At 44.9% G+C, this 22775-nt stretch carries 16 protein-coding genes and 3 pseudogenes; 8 read left to right on the top strand and 11 right to left on the bottom strand.

Annotated elements, in window-relative coordinates:
- Positions 1-23: 23 nt before the first annotated feature.
- Both EV690_RS07170 and EV690_RS07165 read right to left on the bottom strand, forming a co-directional pair.
- Positions 24-1553 (bottom strand): ABC transporter substrate-binding protein, encoded by a 1530-nt coding sequence (locus tag EV690_RS07170; RefSeq protein ID WP_224055068.1) that lies wholly within the window; start codon positions 1551-1553, stop codon positions 24-26.
- A 248-nt stretch (positions 1554-1801) separates the two neighbouring features.
- A complete protein-coding gene (locus EV690_RS07165; RefSeq protein WP_131912682.1) occupies positions 1802-2545 on the bottom strand; it encodes a FadR/GntR family transcriptional regulator in 744 nt (247 codons plus the stop codon).
- 126 nt (positions 2546-2671) lie between these two features.
- On the opposite strand from EV690_RS07165, the gene EV690_RS07160 reads away from it, so the two are divergent.
- Both EV690_RS07160 and EV690_RS07155 read left to right on the top strand, forming a co-directional pair.
- Entirely contained in the window at positions 2672-3919 is a 1248-nt protein-coding gene (locus tag EV690_RS07160) for a M20 family metallo-hydrolase (RefSeq protein ID WP_131912317.1), read from the top strand.
- Entirely contained in the window at positions 3916-4629 is a 714-nt protein-coding gene (locus EV690_RS07155; RefSeq protein ID WP_131912316.1) for a DUF1028 domain-containing protein, read from the top strand. Before EV690_RS07160 ends, EV690_RS07155 begins: the two co-directional genes overlap by 4 nt.
- A gap of 44 nt (positions 4630-4673) precedes the next feature.
- Here the strand turns inward: EV690_RS07155 and EV690_RS07150 are convergent, their stop codons facing one another.
- Together EV690_RS07150 and EV690_RS07145 are read right to left on the bottom strand one after the other, a co-directional pair.
- Positions 4674-4991 carry a hypothetical protein gene (locus tag EV690_RS07150; protein WP_131912315.1) on the bottom strand — a complete coding sequence of 106 codons (318 nt, stop codon included), beginning with the start codon at positions 4989-4991 and terminating at the stop codon, positions 4674-4676.
- A 63-nt stretch (positions 4992-5054) separates the two neighbouring features.
- Positions 5055-5768 (bottom strand): annotated as a pseudogene (locus EV690_RS07145) (DUF2169 domain-containing protein); the annotation flags it as partial.
- Positions 5769-6097: 329 nt separating this feature from the next.
- Between EV690_RS07145 and EV690_RS07140 the strand changes: the two are divergent.
- From EV690_RS07140 to EV690_RS07120, 6 genes and pseudogenes are all read left to right on the top strand, one after another.
- Positions 6098-7024 carry a LysR family transcriptional regulator gene (locus EV690_RS07140; RefSeq protein ID WP_131912313.1) on the top strand — a complete coding sequence of 309 codons (927 nt, stop codon included), beginning with the start codon at positions 6098-6100 and terminating at the stop codon, positions 7022-7024.
- A gap of 127 nt (positions 7025-7151) precedes the next feature.
- Positions 7152-8552: pseudogene (tcuA, locus tag EV690_RS07135) on the top strand (FAD-dependent tricarballylate dehydrogenase TcuA); the annotation flags it as partial.
- Between the two features lie 3 nt (positions 8553-8555).
- A complete protein-coding gene (gene tcuB, locus EV690_RS18405) occupies positions 8556-9695 on the top strand; it encodes a tricarballylate utilization 4Fe-4S protein TcuB (RefSeq protein WP_224055070.1) in 1140 nt (379 codons plus the stop codon).
- 228 nt (positions 9696-9923) lie between these two features.
- The gene (locus EV690_RS07130; RefSeq protein WP_165872689.1) at positions 9924-10940 is read left to right on the top strand and encodes a TRAP transporter substrate-binding protein; all 1017 of its coding nucleotides are present in this window, start codon (positions 9924-9926) and stop codon (positions 10938-10940) included.
- Positions 10941-10969: 29 nt separating this feature from the next.
- Positions 10970-11488 (top strand): TRAP transporter small permease, encoded by a 519-nt coding sequence (locus EV690_RS07125; protein WP_131912311.1) that lies wholly within the window; start codon positions 10970-10972, stop codon positions 11486-11488.
- Positions 11489-11571: 83 nt separating this feature from the next.
- Entirely contained in the window at positions 11572-12870 is a 1299-nt protein-coding gene (locus EV690_RS07120) for a TRAP transporter large permease (RefSeq protein ID WP_131912310.1), read from the top strand.
- Positions 12871-13592: 722 nt separating this feature from the next.
- Here the strand turns inward: EV690_RS07120 and EV690_RS07115 are convergent.
- The 7 genes and pseudogenes from EV690_RS07115 to kdpF all read right to left on the bottom strand — a co-directional run bounded on the left by EV690_RS07115 (position 13593) and on the right by kdpF (position 22586).
- Positions 13593-14506 (bottom strand): annotated as a pseudogene (locus EV690_RS07115) (IS5 family transposase).
- 461 nt (positions 14507-14967) lie between these two features.
- Positions 14968-15657, bottom strand: coding sequence for a response regulator (locus tag EV690_RS07110; protein ID WP_131912309.1), 690 nt, complete (start codon positions 15655-15657; stop codon positions 14968-14970).
- On the bottom strand, positions 15657-18284 hold the full coding sequence (locus tag EV690_RS07105) for a DUF4118 domain-containing protein (protein WP_131912308.1): 2628 nt from the start codon (positions 18282-18284) through the stop codon (positions 15657-15659). The genes EV690_RS07110 and EV690_RS07105 overlap by 1 nt, the downstream gene beginning before the upstream one ends.
- Complete coding sequence (locus EV690_RS07100) at positions 18262-18810, bottom strand: potassium-transporting ATPase subunit C (RefSeq protein WP_131912307.1); 549 nt, start codon at positions 18808-18810, stop codon at positions 18262-18264. Before EV690_RS07100 ends, EV690_RS07105 begins: the two co-directional genes overlap by 23 nt.
- Before the next feature lie 11 nt (positions 18811-18821).
- Positions 18822-20822 (bottom strand): potassium-transporting ATPase subunit KdpB, encoded by a 2001-nt coding sequence (gene kdpB / locus EV690_RS07095; protein ID WP_131912306.1) that lies wholly within the window; start codon positions 20820-20822, stop codon positions 18822-18824.
- Position 20823: 1 nt separating this feature from the next.
- Complete coding sequence (gene kdpA / locus EV690_RS07090; protein WP_131912305.1) at positions 20824-22506, bottom strand: potassium-transporting ATPase subunit KdpA; 1683 nt, start codon at positions 22504-22506, stop codon at positions 20824-20826.
- Entirely contained in the window at positions 22503-22586 is an 84-nt protein-coding gene (gene kdpF, locus EV690_RS18705; protein ID WP_207907517.1) for a K(+)-transporting ATPase subunit F, read from the bottom strand. The genes kdpA and kdpF overlap by 4 nt, the downstream gene beginning before the upstream one ends.
- Positions 22587-22775 lie beyond the last annotated feature (189 nt).

Raw genomic sequence — 22775 nt, 5'->3', positions numbered from 1 at the left:
GTCAGTATCAGCCATATTACTCACTATTTTTTATAAACATTCTTCAGTAGCAACAAGAATGAAGGTTGTAGCTGGAAGTTCTGTACAGCCGCGCTCGTGACTGCATTTTGTTTCCAACTGGCGATAAATGCCCATGGTGCATCGTTGTGGACAATCACCTGCATTTTTTTATACAGCTTGGCACGAGTGGCCTGATTCGTGGAACTGCGCGCCTCAGCTAACAATTTATCGACCTCAGGATTAGAGTAATAACCGGAGTTAAAGCCGCCTTTGTCAGGAAACGCCCCGGTGCGCAATGTCAGATAAGGAAGCGTATCAGGATCATTGGTCATCCATGCCATTTCCGCCATATCGGCATTGTCTTTCAGGCCAGCATTCACTTTGCCTAAAAAGGTGTTCCACTCATAAGTCTGAATTTTGACATTGAGTCCAACCGCTTTGAGATCGGCTTGAATCGCAGTCGCCATAGCCACTGGGTCAAGCATTCCCGATCCCCCATTGGTGACATAAAAAGTGACCGTTTTGCCGGTTGCCCCAGCTTCTTTGATCAATTTGCGCGCTTTCGCCGGGTCGTAAGGATATGGTTTGAGCTTATTGTTGTATGCCCATTTAAAGGCTTTAGGAACAGGGCCAGCCGCAACCGTTGCCGTGCCATCTAAGACATTATTCACTAGCGACTTTTTATTAATGGCATAGTTAATCGCTTGGCGTACTCGTTTATCTTTAAAGACACCATGGCGGGTATTGAGGATTAAAAACCACAGATGCGGGCCAACTTGCTCATAGATTTTATAATGGCTTGATTTAAATATACTGAGCGAATTCGGTGGCACTTCCGGCATAATATCTAATTGCCCCGACATCATTTCCGCCACCCGAGTATTTTCATCGGTGATCGGCCGGAATATGACCATCTTCGATTTCGCTTCACCATCCCAATAATGCGGATTGCGAACCAGTACAACTTTAGAGTTGGGTTCCCAGCTTTTAAACTCAAATGGCCCTGTGCCAACCGGATGACGACCAAAATCTTTGCCATATTTTTTAACCGCCGCTGGAGAGACAATTAAGCCAGTTGGATAGGCAAGATTAGCCAAAAACGGGGCATACGGTTTGTCTAACACAAATTGCACGGTGAAATTATCAATCACCTTAATTTGTTTGACCGCAGAGAAGAAAAACGCCAACGGGAATGGCCCGGTGTCATGATAAGGACTTTTGGTATCCAGAATTCGCTCAAAATCAAATTTTACCGCCTGGGCATTAAATGCAGTACCATCTTGAAATTTAATCCCTTTGCGCAGATGAAACGTGTATACCGTCCCTGCCTTATTAATCGTCCAACTCTTCGCTAACGCTGGCTCAACCTGCAATGAACCACTTTTAAAGCGCACCAGACCATCATAAATATTCACCAAAATACGAAAGTCATTGACGGCGGTATCCACTTGCGGGTCCAACGATTTGGGTTCAGCAATCTGCCCTACGACTAAGATATCTTTAGGCACTTGAGCAGAGGCCGAAAAACTAAACAACAAACCTAGGGCAATCATCACCAGCGCCATCGCTTGCCGCCCTTTGATCAATAAATTGCAATTCATGACCAGTATCCTTTCATGTAAGTGATAGTGAAAATATGGCACATCTAAGACGGTAGCCTTCATCCTGAACATGCATTTTTTACATCGCTTTAATTTTTATATCATAATAATTATTCACTTTGAAACATATTTATCATGATAAATTAAATATAGCCAAAAAATGAGCGAGGATCAGACTCTGATCACTCGCTCATGCGCGATTAAGCTTCAATAAAGCGTTTTTGCATATCCACTTCATGCAGGCGCATGATCATTCGGGCGTGCTCCATATGAGTCCGCATGGTCAAGCGTGCTCGCTGCTCATCACCACTGGCTAACGCATGAAGTAAATCCAATTGGTGATCGACCCCCTTGCGCCATAAATCAAAGTTTTTTGGCTCATATAAACGTCGATTAATGGTTAATTCACTCAACAGCTGGGTCGTAAAGCGAATAATAAACATCAGAAGTTGGTTATCAGAAAACGATGCCAGAATCCGGTGAAATTCAATGGAGGCAATGTGGTGGATTTTCTCTTCTTCAAGTGTGAGCGGCGGTGATAGGTACAAGCTGATCTGATCGCGCAATTGATTCAATTGTGCCTGAGAGAGCTTTCCGGCCAACGATGCGGCTAATTCAGGCTCGAGGACACAACGAATTTGATAAATGTCAGCAATGGTCATTTCTTTAAAAAAGAAATAATTACTCACCAGCATCGTCGCTTTCTCTTCGCTGACTTCACTGACAAACACCCCGCCTTTGGGGCCTGTTTTAGTCACCAACAAGCCTTGTGCATCAAGCAAGCGCATGCTTTCGCGTACGGTACTTTTGGAAGCACCAAACGCTTGCATTACATCAATCTCATTTGGCAATCGATCACCAGGTTTAAGGTGATGTTCTTCAATCCAATTTTTGATTTGTTGAGCGACCTGTTCTGTTCTGCGTTTTTTCTTTGACACAATAATCCTTTTATCGATCACGCAAATGCGAATTCAACACTATATTTATCATGATAAATTATATAGACTCATAAAAATAGCACGATGGATCGCTTTAGTATAACTGGGACCCATTCATAAAGAGAAGTCACAATGCAACAAGTCGCGCAGCAATTATGGCAATGGCTAGAAGAAGCCGCACAATGTTCAACCACCCAGTGGCAACAACAAGGTGTCACAAGGCTCATTGCAACGGCTGAACACCGGGCACTTTTGAATCAGCTCAAAAAGTGGATGAAGGCTGCGGGAATGACGACCCTAATTGATCCGGCTGCAAACCTGATTGGTCGCTATCCAAGCGCATCCCCGCATGCCAAGACGCTGATCTTTGGCTCTCATCAAGATAGTGTCCCCTGCGGCGGCAAATATGATGGTATTTTAGGCATTTTGCTGCCACTAGCATTGGTGAACTATTTTCACCAACAGGGGAAGAAATTTAAGTTCAACATTGAAATCATTGCCTTTAGTGATGAAGAAGGCGCTCGATTCCCTTCAGCATTAATAGGCTCTAAAGCCATCGCCGGGATCTTTGATGGCCACGAGCTGGAGACAACCGATGCCCAAGGGATCACACTTCACCAAGCACTCAAAAATTTTGGCTGTGCCCCAGCGGCATTGCTCCAGAAACCACCAAGCTATGCACGCGATTCACTGCTGGGTTTTTTTGAAGTTCATATTGAACAAGGACCAGTGCTTGAACAAGCCGGTCTACCGGTTGGTGTAGTCAACGCCATTACCGGTATTGAACGCCATCAACTGACCATCACCGGCAAAGCCGGGCACGCTGGAACCGTCCCCATGTCTTTGCGACAAGATGCCTTAGTAGGCGCCGCGACGGTGATCAAGCTATTTAATCAGCTATGTCAGGACAACCCAGCGCTTGTTGGGGTCGTCGGTAAAATTACCAACTATCCCAATGGGGTCAATGTCATCCCAGAAACCACTGAACTGACGCTCGAGCTACGCTCCCCACAAGATGCCAAACGGCTGGAAGCCCGAGCCAAACTATATCAGCAAATAGACCAAGAACTAACCGCCCAAAAGTTAAGTTATCAACTTCAACAGAGTTATGAACAAGCTGCGGTTGAGTGTTCAAAACAACTCACTCAGACACTGACTAGAGCGATTGAACAAGCGGACATTCCCGTAAGAGAGCTCTTTAGCGGCGCCGGTCACGATGGCTTAGCCATGCATCACCTGACTGACATTGCCATGCTATTTATCCGCACCGTCGATGGGCTTAGCCATCATCGCGATGAAGCCATTGTGCAACAAGATCTAATATCGGCACTGAATGTTCTCAACAATTTATGTAAATTAATCAATCAGGAACAGCAATGACGCTATCACTACTGCATTTTAATCCAGCCACAGGAGTCGCGGCAGCAATCACTGCGACAGGAGGCCCGAGCGTAGGTGGCTATGTCCACCATTGCTGGAAAAATCTTGGCGCATTAGCCACTCAGGGATACTACACCAATCCATGGTATGCCGATTTTGCCAAAGAACAGCTCAAGCAAGGTGTGAGCAGCAAGAAGATCATTGAGCAACTCACCAAGTTAGACCGCGAACATCGCTATCGGCAGTGCTTAGTTATTGATAAACAAGGTCAGTCGGCCGTATTAAATGGCGCCGAAAACATGCCGCAGATCCACGCATTGACTCTCTCTCATGTCGCCGCGGCTGGCAATCTGCTGGCCAGTGGCGAAGTTATCGAAGCGATGACGCAGAGCTTTGTGGGGGCCATCTGTGCCAATCCCAGCGAAGTTTTAAGCCACCAGCAACCGCCGGAGTATCACCCCCATTATGAGAGCGAACTTGCCCATCAATTAATAAGCGCACTCAATCAGGCACTCATCCAAGGGGGCGACACCCGAGGCGTAAAATCAGCGGCGCTGCGCATTGAATCTCCCAACCGAGCCCCTATCGACATTCGAGTCGACTGGGCGAGCAACAATGTCATCGATCATTTACAAGATATCTTGCACCATGTCGAAGCAGACGATTTCCAAGACTTTTTATCGCATCTACCTAATGATGTTCAAGTCTAATCGTTAATCAGGAGCCGAGCCGTATGCTTGGCGGATTGCAGCGTTTACCAATAAGCTACACTACGTTCACCAGCATGTTCAGTCTTCGGAATGGTTGACCAATCACCTGTTGTTTGGGCATAACACCGGGGGAAAGCTGGCGAGTACGCCGCTGCGACTGAAACATCATCCGATGCATATCGGTCCTGTTTCGCTTCTATTGTTGCGTCTGCCGGTAAAGGTTTATCTGTGCTTTGATCGGCACTCTGGACGGGAACCACTTCAGCAAAACGTGCCAAAATATGCCTTTGTGACTCCACATCCGCCAGACGTGGCGGTATGTTCTTGCTGCTTTTTTCCAACTGCGCACGAGACTCGGCCATTTTGGCCTTGGCGTTTTGTGCCTGTTGCCGTGCCCACTTGATATAAGGCGTTAAATCGAAATCTCACTTATCAATAAACGCTTGGGGAATTGGCCCCGGCGCTTCACTCACCGTCATTCGCGCCTGTTCACGGGCAAACACCTTGTCCCAATCCAGCTCGGGATGTTCACTGCGCATTGTTTCCAGTTGTTTAAGCCGCTGGACTGCCTGTTTTTGCTCATAATCGGCCTGTGCCTGAGCGTACAATTTAGCGCGCCGCGCGGTTTCTTCTTCGCTGTGTTGCGGCAGTAACTGGGAAGCATTAAAGGCATGCCCTGCGGCGGTTTTTGGATCTAACCGCTTGTTTAATACCTGTTGGAAATAGACTTTATCACGAGGCTTATCCCCAACATTTTCAAGGGCAAGCAAAAGGTTTTTAATATCCAAGCCCGCCGAGTCATAGGCAGGTAACACCCCTCGGTGAATCGCTATACCAAGTTCCAATTCTGGAAAAAACCAAACCGTATCAATATGTGTAGGAATTTCTATAAATTCTGAATGTTCATGGTGCTCTTGGGTCACAAACGCCCTCACCAAAACATTAGGCAAATGTCCTTCGATCCGGCTTTTTTCTGGGTGGAAACCCGATAAAGCGTAATGTTCACTAGGTAAAAAGTCGCCTTTTCGTTGTTGTTCAGGCGGTGCCACATTAAAGAGTCGAGGATCTGTATCATGTGGAAACCCTGGTTGGATGTGGTCTAACCAATGTTGATCATATGTTCCTTGATATTGGGCGCGTTGGGGGTGATCTTGCGCTGTTAAAGACTTCTAAACAAACCGAACCGATAAAGTCCAATGACTTACCTCTAACTCGTTGACTTTAATGTGGTAAAATAGTCTTTCTTCAGTTGCTAAAACTGAAAGTAGCTGAAAGGTCGACTTTAAAGCGTTTTCATGTTCAATTGCAGCAAATGGTGAACAAATATGCTGGAAAGTCTTACGTTCAGCGGATAGGCGTTTTCTAAGTGCTTTGAGTAGTTGGTTGTTGATCCTGCAAGAGAAGGAAGCTCTCGAAAGACAGAAGGAATAAACAAGTTTCAAAGCATAAAAACAAAGGTGAAAGAGCGATGGAACTTCGGCAGTTTAGGTACTTTTTAAAGGTCGTTGAATGCGGCAGTTTAGGTAAGGCCGCCCTTGAGTTAGACGTCGGGACTTCTGCGTTAAGTCAGCAAATATCAAAATTGGAAAACGAACTGGCCACACGGCTACTTAACAGGACATCAACGGGCGCTCTTCCGACGAGTGCAGGCATTGCATTTATGCATCATGCTCAACTTGCCATAAGGCAAGCAGAGCAGGCAGCCATGGCGGCTCAAAAAGAGCGGACAAGTGGCTATGTCAGTATCGGCATGCCACCGACGACTGCTACCGTTCTTGCTCTCCCTTTAATTTGCGCAATGCGAGAGAACTATCCTCATATCCATCTTCATATCATAGAGATGCTATCTGGACATTTAGAAAATATGCTGAATACGCGACAGCTAGATTTGGCAATATTATTCCATAAAGAGACAGTTCATCGCTGGAGTACAAAAGCGTTACTCGATGAAGAGTTATTTCTCATCTCTTCACCAGAAAACTTGAATGCATCTGGCGCCTTGTCTCCCGTACATATCAAAAATTTAGCGGATATAAAACTGATCATGCCAAGTAGGCAACATGGATTGCGAACCAGTTTGATGGCTGCTTTTGAGCGACACAATATTCACCCCAATATCATTATGGAAATTGATGGGCTTACGCTTCTAATGGACACGGTTCACCAAGGCTTTGGGGCAACAATTCAACCTGGAGCGGCTGCCGCTCGCTTTGGTAAAAACGGATTATCTATCCGTCGCATTGAAGATAACCAATTAATTCGTCGAAACTATCTGGTCAGTTTACCTGACGATGACCTTTCTCCGAGTGCGCTGGCGGCTCGTGCAATCATTATCAAGGTGGCCAAAGACTTAGTGAATAGCGGTATCTGGTCTGGGGCAAACTGGATCGGTTAGCATGAAAATAGAGTTTAATTTTTCTAAATACCTACCTGCAAAACCGCACTGTCGATGAGTGCTTTCGCACAATAGTATTTCTCCGATACTGAAAAACTATGCTGCTTCTCATGTAATAGGAGAGCTTATGATCGATGTTCTGGTTATTGGCGGTGGTAACGCCGCTCTGTGCGCCGCCCTGATGGCCCGTGAAGCGGGGGCTAGCGTCTTGTTGCTTGAGGCTTCACCACGTGAGTGGCGGGGTGGTAACTCTCAGCACACCCGAAACCTAAGGTGCATGCACGATGCCCCCCAAGATGTACTGGTTGACGCCTATCCAGAAGAAGAATTCTGGCAAGACCTGCTGAATGTAACAGATGGCAAGACCAACGAAGAGCTGGCTCGATTGGTGATCCGAGAATCGTCCACCTGTCGGGATTGGATGCGTCAACACGGTGTTCATTTTCAACCGCCTCTTTCCGGTGCTCTGCATGTCGCACGGACTAATGCGTTTTTTATGGGGGGCGGAAAAGCTCTGATTAACGCCTACTATCGGAGCGCTGAGCGGTTAGGTGTGCAAATCCGATATGAAACTCCTGTTGAAGATTTAGAAATCAAAGATGGACGGTTTGTCGCCGCATTAATTCCTGAGCGCCAAGTAAATGGTGTTCACCTTGCGGCGGAACGTATCGAAGCCAAAAGCTGCGTGTTAGCTGCGGGTGGATTCGAATCCAATCGAGATTGGTTACGCGAAGCTTGGGGGCAAAATGAACGGGGTGAATACCCGTCCGATAACTTTTTGATTCGTGGTACTCGTTTCAATACCGGAACATTACTCAAACGCATGCTCAGCCTCGGCGCTGATCGAATAGGAGACCCAACGCAGGCTCATATGGTCGCCATTGATGCTCGTGCTCCTTTATACGATGGCGGCATCTGTACACGTATCGATTGTGTATCCCTCGGTGTTGTGGTGAATAAGGAGGGTGAGCGTTTCTACGACGAGGGAGAAGATTTCTGGCCTAAGCGTTATGCAATATGGGGGCGCCTAGTGGCCCAACAGCCAGAGCAAATAGGTTTCTCAATCATAGACAGTAAAGCGGTTGGTCATTTCATGCCACCAGTGTTTCCCGGTAGTAAAGCCGATTCATTAGAACAACTCGCTGATCAACTAGAGCTTCCCCGCGAGACCTTCTTGCGCACTCTTCAACGCTACAATAAAGCCTGCAGATCCGGTTCTTTCGATCATACGAAATTGGATGATTGTGCGACAGAAGGAATCTCACCTGCCAAAACTCATTGGGCTCGTCCTATCGATACGCCACCGTTTTACGGCTATGCCCTCAGGCCGGGAGTGACGTTCACTTATCTAGGGCTCAAGACGGATGCAACCGCAGCCGTACGTTTTGCTAATCAACCGAGCAAAAACTTGTTTGTCGCAGGAGAGATGATGGCTGGAAACGTACTTGGTAAGGGTTATACCGCAGGTGTTGGTATGTCAATTGGCACCGCTTTTGGCCGCATCGCAGGCCACAATGCAGCCCTCTCCTGCTTGGACAGACAGCCCGAAAGTAACCTGATTCCGCTATTAAACACCGCCGAAGAAGACGTCAACCGACAGATGCAAATCTGTAATGCCTGTCGCTACTGTGAGGGCTTTTGTGCTGTTTTCCCTGCCATGACACAGCGCTTGGAGTTTAATAAAGCCGATATTCATTATCTAGCCAATTTGTGCCATAACTGCGGAGCTTGTTTGCATGCTTGCCAATACGCGGCGCCACATGAATTTGATGTCAATATACCTCGAGCTATGGCCAAAGTACGTCTGCAAACCTATATAGACTTCGCTTGGCCCAAAAAACTAGGCGCGCTATACCAGCGCAATGGAGTAACTCTCGCCCTGTCCAGTGGGTTGGCACTCTGCCTTTTTCTGATTCTCACCTTGTTAATACAAGGCAACCTCTTCACAAAAATTGAAGGGGGGAATTTTTACCATATATTCTCACATAACACCCTAGTTGCCCTGTTTGGCTCAGTGTTTGTTTTTTCTATTCTGGCATTATCAGTGGGAGTCGTTCATTTCTGGCGAAAAGTGACGCCAAAAGAGGAGAAACGACAGCAAGAACCTTTACCTGCCATGCTACAAGCTGGTAAAGCGGCCTTAACACTTAAGTACTTAGATGGAGGCCATGGACAAGGATGTAATAATGAAGATGATGCCTACACATTATCTCGTAGCCGTTTCCATCACTTGACCTTTTATGGCTTCATGCTCTGCTTTGCAGCCACCTCAGTGGCGACTCTTTACCACTATATTGGGTGGGAAGCGCCATATCCTGTCTTCAGTTTACCCGTCATGCTGGGAATCATCGGTGGTTTAGGCTTGCTGGTGGGGCCTGCTGGGCTACTTTACTTAAACTATAAGCGACATCCCGATCATGGGGACCAAGCTCAGCGTCCCATGGATCGTGCCTTTATCGTTCTGCTATTCATGATTAGCTTGACTGGTTTATTGCTGCTTTGCGTCAGAGAAACCACCTTGATGCCACTCATGCTTGCGCTGCATCTTGGCTTTGTCATGGCCTTCTTCCTAACAATGCCATACAGCAAATTCGCACATGGTTTCTATCGTAGTGCCGCACTTTTTAAGTCATATCTTGAGTGTGTTAAAGAGAAAAAAGCCAAACAATAAAAACTATAACTAAATAACAGTGATTGTCGTACATACAAGTAATAACAAAACTAATGCTGGACATAAAAAATGTCTGGAACTGTAATTTACGAAATGTGTGATATTTATCATGGAAGGTAATGGGATTATTGATAATGATATTCTAATTGAATACTCGGTGGTACTAATAATTAATTTAGTATGGTCTATTGCAATAAGCTAAAAGAAAATAATAAAAAGGAGTTCGCCATGATAAATAAATGCCTTAAACTTTTATTAAGCATGTCTATAGCTCTAATATCTATTTTAGGATTGACTTCACCGAGTGCTTTCGCATCCGATTTAACCGTACGATTTGCATGGTATATGCCACCGCATACAGCTACGGCTAATCAAGCAGAAACCATTGCAAAAAACATCAAAGAAATGAGCCATGGTAGCATTAAAGTGCTTACCTATCCTTCTGGCTCTCTCCTCAAAGCCTCTAACATCGCCAATGGTTTAGCGAATAACACGGCTAATATGGGCATTAATGCCATGCACTGGTGGTCTAAATACGCGCCAGCGCTACAGTGGGACACCATTCCTTTCCTCGCACCAAATGCGACAACATTACTAAAAGCATTACACGGCAAACTGGGTAAAGATGTTGATGCTATTTTAGAAAAGCACGGCGTTCACGTTGTTGCTTGGGGCTTCTACGGTTATGCTAAATCTTATGTAAACAGCAAAAGAACAATCATCAAACCAGCAGACCTTAAAGGCTTAAGAATGCGCTCAGAAGGTAGCCTTTCTGCCATGTTCCTTAAGAGCCAAGGAGCCACTCCAGTTGCCATGGACTCCAGTGAAGTCTATACCTCTATGCAACGAGGCGCTTTAGATGGCGCGACCTCGGGCCTATCTACCATCACGTCACGTAAATGGTATGAAGTAGGCAAATACGTTACCGCTATTCACTATGTTCCTTTAGTTTACCCTGTTCAAGTCAACCTCAAATGGTGGAAAGGGCTAACTCAACAACAGCGTGATCTGATCACCAAAGCCGCTAAAGCGTCAGAAAAAGCAGCCGTTCAAGACATCGAAAATGAATTTACTAATGACATCAAACTTCTAAAAGCGAAAGGCAACCACGTCACACAATTAACTGGCAAGCAGCTGACGCCTTGGAAAGAAACCGCTGGCGTCATGGAACGTAAATTGTATCTTAAAGAAACAGGGGCAACTGGTCAGAAAATTCTCGATGACCTAAAACCCTACAGCAAGTAACACGCCTCCTTTTCTTCTAGGTATATTCAATGACACATCCAACTGAGACATCCCCATTTGGCCGTTTGGTCAAATGGGTAAGGGATCTAACGGGAGGGCTGGCTAAATTAGTCAGCACCATCGCGGCCCTATCCCTCATCTTATTATCCATGTCCATCATTGCCGGTATCGTCCTACGCATGATTCACATAGACAACTCTTGGACTTACGATCTTGATTTATTTTGCCTAATTTGGCTGGCTTTTACGGGGGCCGTTGCGACGGCAATGGGCCGTCATCATGTAACAGCAGGTATTGCCCTAGAAAATATAATCGGACGAGGAAAACTACTGATCATTCTGCGTTTTTTAATCCTATTTAGCTTTTTGTGCTTTATGTCATACGCTGGCTTTTTGCAGGCATTAGACAGTTTCACCATGCAAGAAATCACTTTAGATGTGGTTCAGTGGCCAGTATGGATTGCTAAAGCCGCTATTCCTTTGGGAGCAGGTGTCTGGGCGGTGGCAGAATTGCATAAGTTCATACTGGATATCAGCCAAACCGATTAGAAACATTGCTACGACACATGTTTCATAAATTCGCGACTTCGTGAAAAAAGTCTCGATTAATTAATATTTATTGGAACTCATCAATGACCTTTACGATCACTATCTGTGCCTTGGCTGTACTCATGATTTTTGGGTTGCCAATCTCCGTATCACTACTCATTAGTGGTATGCTCGGTTACATGATAACCATTGGTGTTGGGCCAGGCATTGACGCGCTCACACAAACGGCCTACAGTGACCTCAACTCTTTTGTTATTATTGCCATTCCGCTCTATATCTACATGGGCCAGCTCATGCTCAAGGGAGGAGCAGGAAAAGACTTATTCAGCTTTGCTCATCGCATAACAAGAAAACTTCCTGGTGGTCTCGCCATCGCTGCCACGTTAGCCAGTACTATATTTGCCGCGATTTCAGGCTCTTCCACGGCCACTGCTGCGACTATTGGTTCGATTAGTATTCCTGAAATGCGTGAGCGTGGTTACCCTAAACGCCTCAGTGCAGGCTGTGTTGCAGTATCGGGTACATTAGGTATTTTGATACCGCCAAGCATTTCATTCATTCTCTATTCATTAGTCACCAATAGCTCTGTTAACCAGTTGTTTTTAGCAGGCATTATTCCCGGCTTAATGTTGGCTGGATTGTTTTCGCTCTATTCCATCTATGCCATGCGTAAGCGTAAGCATCCCATTAACCATACAAATAGCGAGCAATCGGCAGAGGTGAAGGCCCCTATTACCTTCGATATGATTGCCAGCTTGTTATTGATTCCAGTGGTGCTGGGCGGGATCTATACGGGACTATTCACCCCAACAGAAGCCGCTGGTGTCGGGGTGATCTATGCCCTATTACTGACCATATTTGTCAAACGCAGTTTATCACTTAAACTTTTCTGGCAAGCCACCATGGCCAGTGTCGAAACCAGCGCCATGATACTGATGTTAATCGCAGGGGCATCCGTATTTGGTAATACGCTATCACTTCTGCAAGTGCCTCAAGACGTAGCGCAATGGATAGATTCACTGAATTTATCCGCCATTCAGTTTTTAATCTTAATCAACATCCTTTACTTAATACTGGGTATGTTTATGGATGCGGCCGCAGCGATTCTTGTCACTGTCCCCATTCTGTTACCAGCACTACAAGCATTGGATATCAACCTTGTCTGGTTTGGCGTGATTCTGGTTATCAATATGGAAATCGGGGCCGTGACGCCACCTGTTGGCATGAATCTATTTGTGGTCAAAGCCATCTGTGAAGATTACACCATAAAAGATGTACTGGTTGGTGCCTTTCCTTACGCCATGATGGGATTGTTAGGTTTGACTCTAATTATGATATTTCCTGATATCGCTATATGGCTACCAAGCCTTTCAAAAAATTAAATACGACTTTAGACGACCTACTCGGTCGTCTTATTGTCTTAGCTATTTCTTTTTATTATGAGGGCAGCACATATCATAAATAGTCGTCCCTGAATAATGGCGCTTCAAGCAAGAAGCGCCATTATTCAGGGACGACTAAAGAGTCAAAAAATGTACTTATATAGCGCTAAAGAAGTCAGGCAAGCGACTTTTTATCAAATTAGACAAAGTATTGCATCCTTTCTAACCCTCTACTCAAGTGCAAAAGGAGGAGTTGTTCAAGAGGGCGTAAAAAGACTCTCAAAAGGCAATCAAGTTGCAGTTAGTAACATTCGGTAATGTTTAGGGACTGTTGACCTTTTGTGATTAGTTTTGCAGAAATCTGAGAGGGATTTAGACAAGGCAAACGTTGTGCCGTGTAGTATTTATTCTCCACAAAGAACGTTTAACGCTGGATAAATTCCTCTCAGATACTGCCCTTGGGGTTCATTTAAACGCATCCTGAACTTTGTTGCCCCCTGCTTGCTTCACTCATTAAGCGACGCAGGGGGCGCCGCGTTCAAAATGTGTTTAATTTGAACAAAATTCAACCACCAGAGGTCAGCAGTCCCTAGGTATAACCATGGCTATTTTTTTATATTGTATTACTGCTATGTTATGGACGATAAGTTGCGTTATGGTTATACTGGCGTTGTTGGTCAATTCAGTGCTAAGAGCGCAGTAACCCCAAGGGTTGCAGCGTATTACCCACCTGCCTGACGAGCAGACATACCTAGCCCGCTTATCTTGTTCAAGGCCTTCACCCCAGCCATGATTTAGCCCACTTGGACGTTGTAACAACGTCAGCTCAATTTACCACTAAGCAACTGCTTAAATCGGTACATTGCGGTCTCGGATAGCGAGCGTAGGTGGTCGCCTGAATCCGTCTTCCACTGCCTCAGTTCACCATGCTTAAGCGCGTCCACGGCGACGTTTCGGGGGTGGCCATTTTCCCAATACCCTGCATTTTTCCTAGGCGGGAGAAGCGCATTCGCCCGCTTGCGCTGGACTTCCTTATAACTCTGGCGGGTATCGTAAGCGCCATCTGCGCTAGCAGTGGCTATCTTTCTTCTAAGAGGGCGCAAAAGCGTCGGTAAAACCTCGCTATCATGCACCCAGTCCATTGAGGCCTCTGCACCCACTATTGGGTGAGTTGCCGCATCTACCGCTAGGTGAAGCTTACGCCAAACACGGCGTTTCTCGGCACCGTGTTTACGCACTTTCCATTCACCTTCTCCGAATACCTTGAGGCCTGGGGCGTCAATCACTCAATGTGCAACGTTGCCGTTGGGAGGCGGTCGTTGACCTCTACTGTTTTCGCTCGCTTGCTAATGCAGCTGTAGTCAGGTGACTTTAAATCGACTTGGAGTAAGCGAAACAGTGAGTTGATAAAACCTTCAAGGGCACGCAACGGTCACTTGAATATGCCTTTAATCATTAGCGCAGTAGAGATTGCGGTATCACTGTACGTTTGGCTGCGTCCGCGTCGTCCCGTAGGCGTAGTGTTGTACCCGTTTTTGATAGCCTGCTCATCCATCCAGAACGTTAATGAACCACGTTGCCTGAGTGCTGCATTGTATTGCTTCCAGTTGGTGATTTTGCGCCTGGCTTTACCCATATGATGAACCAAATTGTCTGGCCTACAGATCTGATCGCTCAGAGTTAAAATGGTTCAATCTGATTTGGGCAACAACGCCCCACATTTCCTATGCTGGCTCGTATCCCGGAATTACTCAGTAAACGGCGGTAACGTTTACTTATACATGGTCGGCCTCTATCATACCTATTATGATTTCTTGCTATTATTCGACCGACAGGAAAATCAACGCTATATTCAGCCGCTAAGCTTCGATTGGATTGTTTGATATTGAATGGTCAGCCAGACATACACATACTTGGAAAGCGTTTTTCGCTAAACGATACCAACAATTTTAATATCTAAGATGGGACTCTATATTGCTTTTGAGCACAAAGCCTGGCACACGCGTGACGAAGTTTAGGTACGGAAGAATCCATCATATCACTACAATCTTCACCTATAATGAAATTTAAGGTCACAGGGGAAATATTCTTATCTGATTATTCAGGGACAATAAATCGATATCCAATGCCAGGTAACGTTTCTATCAATTTAGGATGTTGCGCATCATCTCCTAGTTTTCTACGAACATTCGCAACAACAATGCGCAAATAGTGGTTATCATCAATATGCGTTGGTCCCCAAATTTGACGAAGTAGTTGGGATTGAATAATCACCTTACCCGGATGTTTCAGCAATTCATATAAAAAAGCATACTCTTTTTTTGAAAGTGAAATTTGCTGATTATTGAGTGTTAATTGATGTGTTGATGGATCTAATACTAACTGATTATTCAAAAAATGCAGCATGGGTTGCACGGCCACCGATGCCACCGAATTTCGCAATAACACATTAATTCTAGCAATAAATTCTTGTATTCCAAACGGTTTTGTTAAATAGTCATTTGCCCCAGCATCTAAAAGGCGGACCTTTTCAGATTCATTTTCCCGAACTGATAGTACAATCACAGGCCATGTATATAATTGGCGAATTTCCAAGAGAAGATCGCTCCCATCACCATCGGGTAAACCAAGGTCGAGAACAATAACATCAGGCGTATGTGAATCTAATTGCTCCCGAGCCTGAGCTAAAGAGGACGCTTCGATTACCTTATGTCCCTCAGATTGTAAGCTTATTCGTAAAAACCGACGAATTGCTAATTCATCGTCAACAATCATGATTATAGCCATCAGGCAGATTCCTGTGTGTTTTGGTCTAAAGGTAGCGAAATTCGCATATAGTTGCCATTGCCATATTGTCCTGGAAAGCTCCATATCTTGCCGCCATGAGCTTCAATCATGGCTCTTGAAATAGCTAACCCTAGTCCTGTTCCTCTATTGCCACTATCACCCACTGGATGGGTATAGAATAACTCAAAAATACGTGTTCGTTCTAAATCTGACAGCCCAGTCCCCTGGTCGATCACGTCAATAATAAAATCTGGTGGCGAGTATAGTGTTTGGATAAGAATCGGCTGATCAGATGGGGAATAACGGATCGCATTATCCAGAAGGTTAGTGAGCACCTGTTCAATAAACTGCTGATTGGCAAAAAGTAATTTAACTTTCGTATCTAAGGTAAGTTGGACTGAGCGCCCCTCAATTTGAGAGTGCAATCGCTTCATGACATTTTGACAAGCTGTTTCGATTGAAAAAACGTCTCTCTTTAACTGAAAATCATTTTCCCCCAGCCGGATCATATCTAATAAATTTTGAATATAGCGGGTTAAGCGCTGAGCCTCTTGATGAATACCTTGAATCAGTTCCTTTTGTTCCGCGGACTCCAGCTGAAACTGATAGTTTAAGAAAGTAGTTGCTGAACCGATAATCGCTGACAGCGGTGTTTTTAAGTCATGGGAGACGGAAGAGAGAATCGCAGCTCGGATGCGGTTTGTCTCCGCTTCAAAACTTATTTTTTGTAGTTGATCGGTTAATGTCACCCGGTCAATGGCTGCGCGGACATCTGACAGCATACTGTTGAGTTGATGTTGGATAGTGAATGACAGTGGTGTTGTGAGCGCTAATCCGATCACAAGTGTTTTATTTAATGGGTGAAATTGAAACCGAGAGCCATTCAGAGTATCCGTGAAACACCCAGCTAATTGTTGATGTTTCAAACTCCAATGAATGGCGGCCTGTTCAGTGATCCCTATTTCAACGGACGCTTCTATGAGCGGTGTTTGCTGCTGCGAATCAAATATCACTACATGACAATCCAATGCTTGTCCAATAATCCTCTGAACATGTTGTGCTATGTCCTGTAGGTTATTGGATGCACTTAATGTCTGGCTTAAATTCAACAACATTTGAGTGATATGTTGCGATTTACGCAATGCTCTTAACTGTTGTTGGTGATGAGCCGCTAGCCTCCCGACAACCAAGCCAACGACTAATAAAACAAATAAGCTCAATAAGTCACCGTTATCGCTCACTTTAAACGTGTACATTGGTTGTGTAAAAAAGAAGTTGCAAGCAATGAACGATAATACTGCTGACAATGTTGCCATAGCAGGACGGGTTATTAACGCGCATAACAAAACCGTTAATATAAAAAGTAATAGTGTTGCACTGGCTGGCAACCATGGCGATATGATAAGTCCAACCCCAGTGGTTAAAACAATACCAAACAAGCATATGCCTAATTGACTGGCCACTTTATCGAACTGCCAAATACCCAAAGTATTCTTGCGTTTCTTTTCTTCTGAGCGGGAATTCACTCTGGATAGCGTCAGTTCTATATCCCCCAGATGCCGCTGTAAATAACCAATCAAAGAGATTCGGAGAAAATGGCGTCTCTTTGTTCTGCCAATAATGACCTGAGACACAGATTGTTGACGAGCCAGTCTTACAATCGTTTCTCCAATATGGGGGTCTATCACCGTAATGACCCGCGCCCCTAAATCCGTTGCAAAGGCTAATGTCTCCTCTATGAACTCAGATAAATGCTCACCCGTGCTGACATACAATACAATCCAAGGGATTTGCTGACGTAATGCCACACGTTGTGCTATTCGAATTAGTTGCCTACTTGCAGATTGCCCATCAATACACACCATCACCTTATCTTGCAGGGCAACGTATGCTTTACCTTGAGTTGCCTGATAAAGATTCATTTCTCCCTGTACGTGACTCGCCACAGTTTGAATTGCAAGTTCCCGAAGAGCCGTTAGATTACTGGCCGAAAAAAAAGCTTGCAGGGCAGCTTGAGCTTGAACAGGTAAATAGATTTTCCCCTCTCTTAACCTTTGAATGAGTTGCTGTGGGGGAAGATCAACGAGTAAGATCGTATCAGCGTTCAAAACTAATTCATCAGGTACAATTTCTTGAACTCGAACATGAGTTAGTTGATAAACAAGATCATTCAGGCTTCCTAAGTGCTGAACATTAAGCGTGGTATAAACATCAATCCCTGCATCCAATAGCTCTTTTACATCCTGAAAGCGTTTCTCATGACGACTCCCTGGAACATTTGTATGTGCAAACTCATCAACAAGAATTAAGGCTGGTTTTCGTTGTAAAATACTATCTAAATCTAGTTCGTTATAGCGTTGTCCTTTATAGTAAATCAGTTGGCACGCTTGCATAGGCAGTAAATTTGCCATTTTTTGCGTTTCAGAACGCCCATGAGTTTCGACAATTCCTATAAGAACATCAGTCCCTTGCAGAAAAAGTTGATGCGCTTCATGTAGCATTGCATAGGTTTTGCCGACGCCCGCTGCGGCCCCAAGAAAAATTTTCAGGCGTCCCCTTGAGGAAGCCTGATTTTGTTCTAACTCCAACTTTTTCAATAGAGCATCAGCTCGATTTTGATTCTGCATGGCACACTGGCTTTAAGGCTAAGTTAAACGACACTACATTGACTATTTCAGGACCTAATAAGCCAGATTTACGCTGATGAGACAATATCTGTTTCAGGGTTGCTTGCGAAATATCGCAACTTTTCGAGATGCGAGGAAACTGCATGACAGCTGCAGGAATGGGAATATCGGGATCGACGCCTGAACCTGAATAAGTGAGCATAGCTGGGGGCTGTTTCTTGACCGATGAACTTGCGATTATCGAACTTGCTAAGGTCCGGCGTTGAGGCAGCATGAGCGGCCAATTAGAATGGCCCGCGGCATTGGGATCATAATTGCTAAACGAAGGGCGACCATGCAAGTAAAATGGTGATTGAAACGATTGACCAATCAATAAAGACGCAATCACTTGCCCCTGCCGATTTTTAACCAGGCTGCCATTCGCCTGATTTGGCCAAAAAGATTGCGCAAAGCATGTCACCAAGAGCGGATAGCCGCCACCAAGAATGATGGTTAATAAAATAAATGTTCGAAAAGATGACAACATAAGTATTCTCCTCAAGCCAAACCTGCTGCGTGGATCACCAAATCAATCAGTTTGATCCCAATAAAAGGAACTATCAGCCCGCCCCCGCCAAATACCAATAGGTTTCGACGTAATAAACCAGTCACAGAATGATTGATATTGACCCCTTTTAGGGCCAGCGGAATCAATCCAATAATGATTAAGGCATTGAAAATAATGGCTGATAAGATAGCGCTCTCAGGACTACTCAAGTGCATAACATTCAAAATACTGAGCTGCGGATATGCCGTGACAAATAATGCGGGAAGAATAGCGAAATATTTAGCCACATCATTGGCAATGGAAAATGTCGTAAGGGAGCCTCGCGTAATCAGTAGTTGTTTGCCCACTTTAACGACATCCAGCAGCTTAGTTGGATTTGAATCAAGATCAATGAGATTACCTGCTTCCTTCGCAGCTTGAGTCCCTTCATTCATAGCCATTCCGACATCTGCCTGGGCCAATGCAGGCGCATCGTTGGCCCCATCACCACACATAGCAACTAAGTTGCCTTTTGCCTGTTCTGCTCGAATATACTCAAGTTTCTTCTCGGGAGTTGCTTCTGCGACAAAATCATCTACCCCAGCCTCAGCAGCAATCGCAGCCGCAGTCAGTGGGTTATCTCCTGTCACCATCACGGTTCGGATCCCCAATTTGCGCATCGCTTCAAAGCGCTCACGAATCCCTTCTTTGATGACATCTTTTAAGTGAACAACACCGAGAATCTGCTCCTGCTGACTAATCAGTAATGGTGTTCCCCCTTGTTTCGATATTTGCTCAACAGATTCAGTAAGAATTTGAGGTAAATCTTCCTTTTTAAGTTTGGCATGAGCCAAGATCGCATCAACAGCGCCTTTGCGATATTGAATAAGAGCTCGATTAAGACCACTCAATCGAGTTTGCGCGCTAAACTCTATAACTTCATCATCGGGTTGGCGTTGTTCAACCGCGCCATAGGTTTTTGCCAATTTCAATAATGATTTGCCCTCCGGGGTATTATCCCCAAGAGAAGCTAATATAGCGGCCTTAGCCAATAGTGTTCGGTCGACTCCAGGAGCACTAATCAGTCGTTCAGCAATACGATTACCATATGTAATCGTTCCGGTTTTATCTAATAACAATGTTTGTATGTCACCAGCTGCCTCGACCGCTCTTCCTGACTTTGCAACCACATTGAGTCGAATCAATCTATCCATTCCAGCAATGCCAATCGCAGACAATAATCCACCGATGGTTGTTGGAATTAACGTAATAAACAAGGCTGTCAAATAAATAGTTGGCACGTGAGCATGACTATAGCTAAGGAATAACGGCAAACTCATCACAACCAGCAAAAAAATCAGTGTTAGCCCAACGAGCAGTGTATTTAGCGCTAATTCATTAGGAGTTTTTTGGCGACGTGCACCTTCAACTAAACCAATCATTCGATTTAAGGTTCCGGCCCCGGGGTCCTGAGTGATCTTGACATACACCTCATCTGACATGACAGTTGTCCCTCCAGTTACGCCACTGCGGTCTGTACCGGACTCGCGAATCACGGGAGCAGATTCCCCTGTAATAGCCGCTTCATTTACTGATGCAATACCCTGAATAACCTCTCCATCAGCCGGGATTGTTTCTCCAGCCTTAACAAGCACTATATCGCCTGCTCTCAATGCGCTAGCCGCGCACATTTCACCGCAACGGTCTGCAATATTTTGCACCCGGCACGCAGTTAACCCCTCATGACCTGATTTAAGGCTATCAGCTCGAGCCTTTCCCCGCCCCTCCGCTAAGGTTTCAGCAATATTTGCAAAAAAAAGTGTCAACCAGAGCCATCCAGTTAATTGCCAGCTAATCGAGGCCCCAACTAACTGCGAACCAACAATCGATTGAAGAGAACTCAATACAGCAGCGACCCAAATGGAAAATAGAATAGGTGAGCGGATCAAACACTTTGGATTAAACCGTTTAATAGCTTCTAGGGTGGAATCGATATAAATGGTTGAGTTCATGTTACATTACTCCTTGCAGAAATTCGGCAATTGGCCCCAGAATCAGAACCGGTAGGAAAGCCAGCATTCCGATTAAAACAATACAACTCATTAATAAGAAGCTAAAAAGAGGTCCATGAATAGGGAACTCTCCGGCACCGACTGCAATATGTTTCGCGTTGACAAAATGGCCAGCGATAATTAGCACCGGGATCATCATGCCGTAGCGCCCTAATATCATGGCTACAGATAAGAGATATTCTTGTAAAGAGTTCGCGGCATTGAATCCTCCAAATGCAGAGCCATTATTACCGCTCGTTGAGGCATATGCATATAACAAGCGAGTTAATCCATGCGGCCCTGAAACTCCTATAACCTGACTAATATCAGGTAAACAAATACTCAGTCCCCCTAGCAACAGCACTCCTACAGGCATAATTAACATCGTTAATATCACCCACTTCATGACATCAAGTGACAAAGGTTTTCCCAGATATGTAGGGGTATGGCCCACCATCAGTCCACATAGAAATACGGTTAGAATCACAAATAACAGCATCCCATAGATCCCCGAGCCAACACCGCCAAAAATAACCTCTCCACTTAGGATATTCATCAGAGCAACCATCCCGGCAAAAGGAGAAAAACTATCCAACATTGCATTTACAGAACCATTCGAGGCAGCACTGGTCGCTGTTCCCCAGATGGTCGATAACACAACGCCAAACCGGCTTTCAATGCCTTCCCAAAGCCCCGATGAAGAACTTAAGTGAAGCAATGCAGGGTCATTTGCAGTCTGTTGCCATAGCGATACTCCCAACCCCAGAACCAGCAATACACTCATCGAGACTAAGATAGTAAAACTGTGCTTCCGATTGCCTATATACTCTCCATAAGTGCACACTAAGGCGGCAGGAATGAGCAAAATAGAAATCATTTCCAACCAATTAGTAAAGGCTGTCGGGTTTTCAAGAGGATACGCCGAGTTTGCGCCGTAATAGCCGCCTCCATTCGTGCCAATTTGTTTGATCGCCTCTTGGGAAGCCACCGGACCTAAAGTGAGGTGCTGAATAGAAGATGAATCTATGGAATGAATTTGGATCAGACTATGAAATGTCTGAGGAACACCTTGGCTAACCAAAATAAGTGCAAGGATGAATGACAACGGCAGTAGTAGGCCAAAACAAATTCGGATTAAATCCTGCCCAAACAGACCTAATGTTGTCTCACAGCCTTGCGTTCGCCGTTTTAATGAACGGAATAAAACGATTGCGACAGCAATGCCTGAAGCTGCAGAGAGGAAATTTTGAACAGTTAACCCAACCATTTGACTGAATGCAGAAAGAGCTGTCGCTCCATTATATGACTGCCAATTTGTATTAGTGACAAAACTAATAGCCGTATTCAATGCCATCGGAAACGACATTCCAGGTATATGACTTGGGTTAAAAGGCAAAAACTTTTGGCACATTAGCATTACAAGTAACACTACACAGCCAATCAAGTTCAGCAGCAACAAGGAGATGAGATAGCTTCGCCAGGTTTTATCTGAGTGCTCTCTAATACCACACAGCTTCAATAAAACAGATTCACCTTTGAAGGAGGGGTGTTCCATTAGCCAATAGATATATCGCCCTATCACTGGGGCTGGCAAAAGCACAAGTAATAAGAATATAGCTGGATAGACCAGCAGAGGCCAGTTCATACGTTTTTCTCCGGATAAATAAGGCTAACCACCAAATAAACCAAGAGAAATACAGCCAGAATGCCACTAAGCCAAATCATTTCTGATATCCAAATAAAGAATTAATGTGCGCTCTACCATACTGAACAGGGACGTTAAAATACTATAAAGAAATCTTTATATCCCGTAAAAAAAGTATAAAGTTTTCCATTATCAATGGCCTCAAAACTCGTCAAACTATTAAAACTATAGTTTTGATATGATCTCATCATATTATTTATCATCAAAAG

This window comes from Celerinatantimonas diazotrophica, assembly GCF_004339545.1.
In the GTDB taxonomy this organism is placed as follows: domain Bacteria; phylum Pseudomonadota; class Gammaproteobacteria; order Enterobacterales; family Celerinatantimonadaceae; genus Celerinatantimonas; species Celerinatantimonas diazotrophica.
Note: the sequence above shows the minus strand (reverse complement) of the source record. Positions and strands in the feature narration are given on the sequence as shown.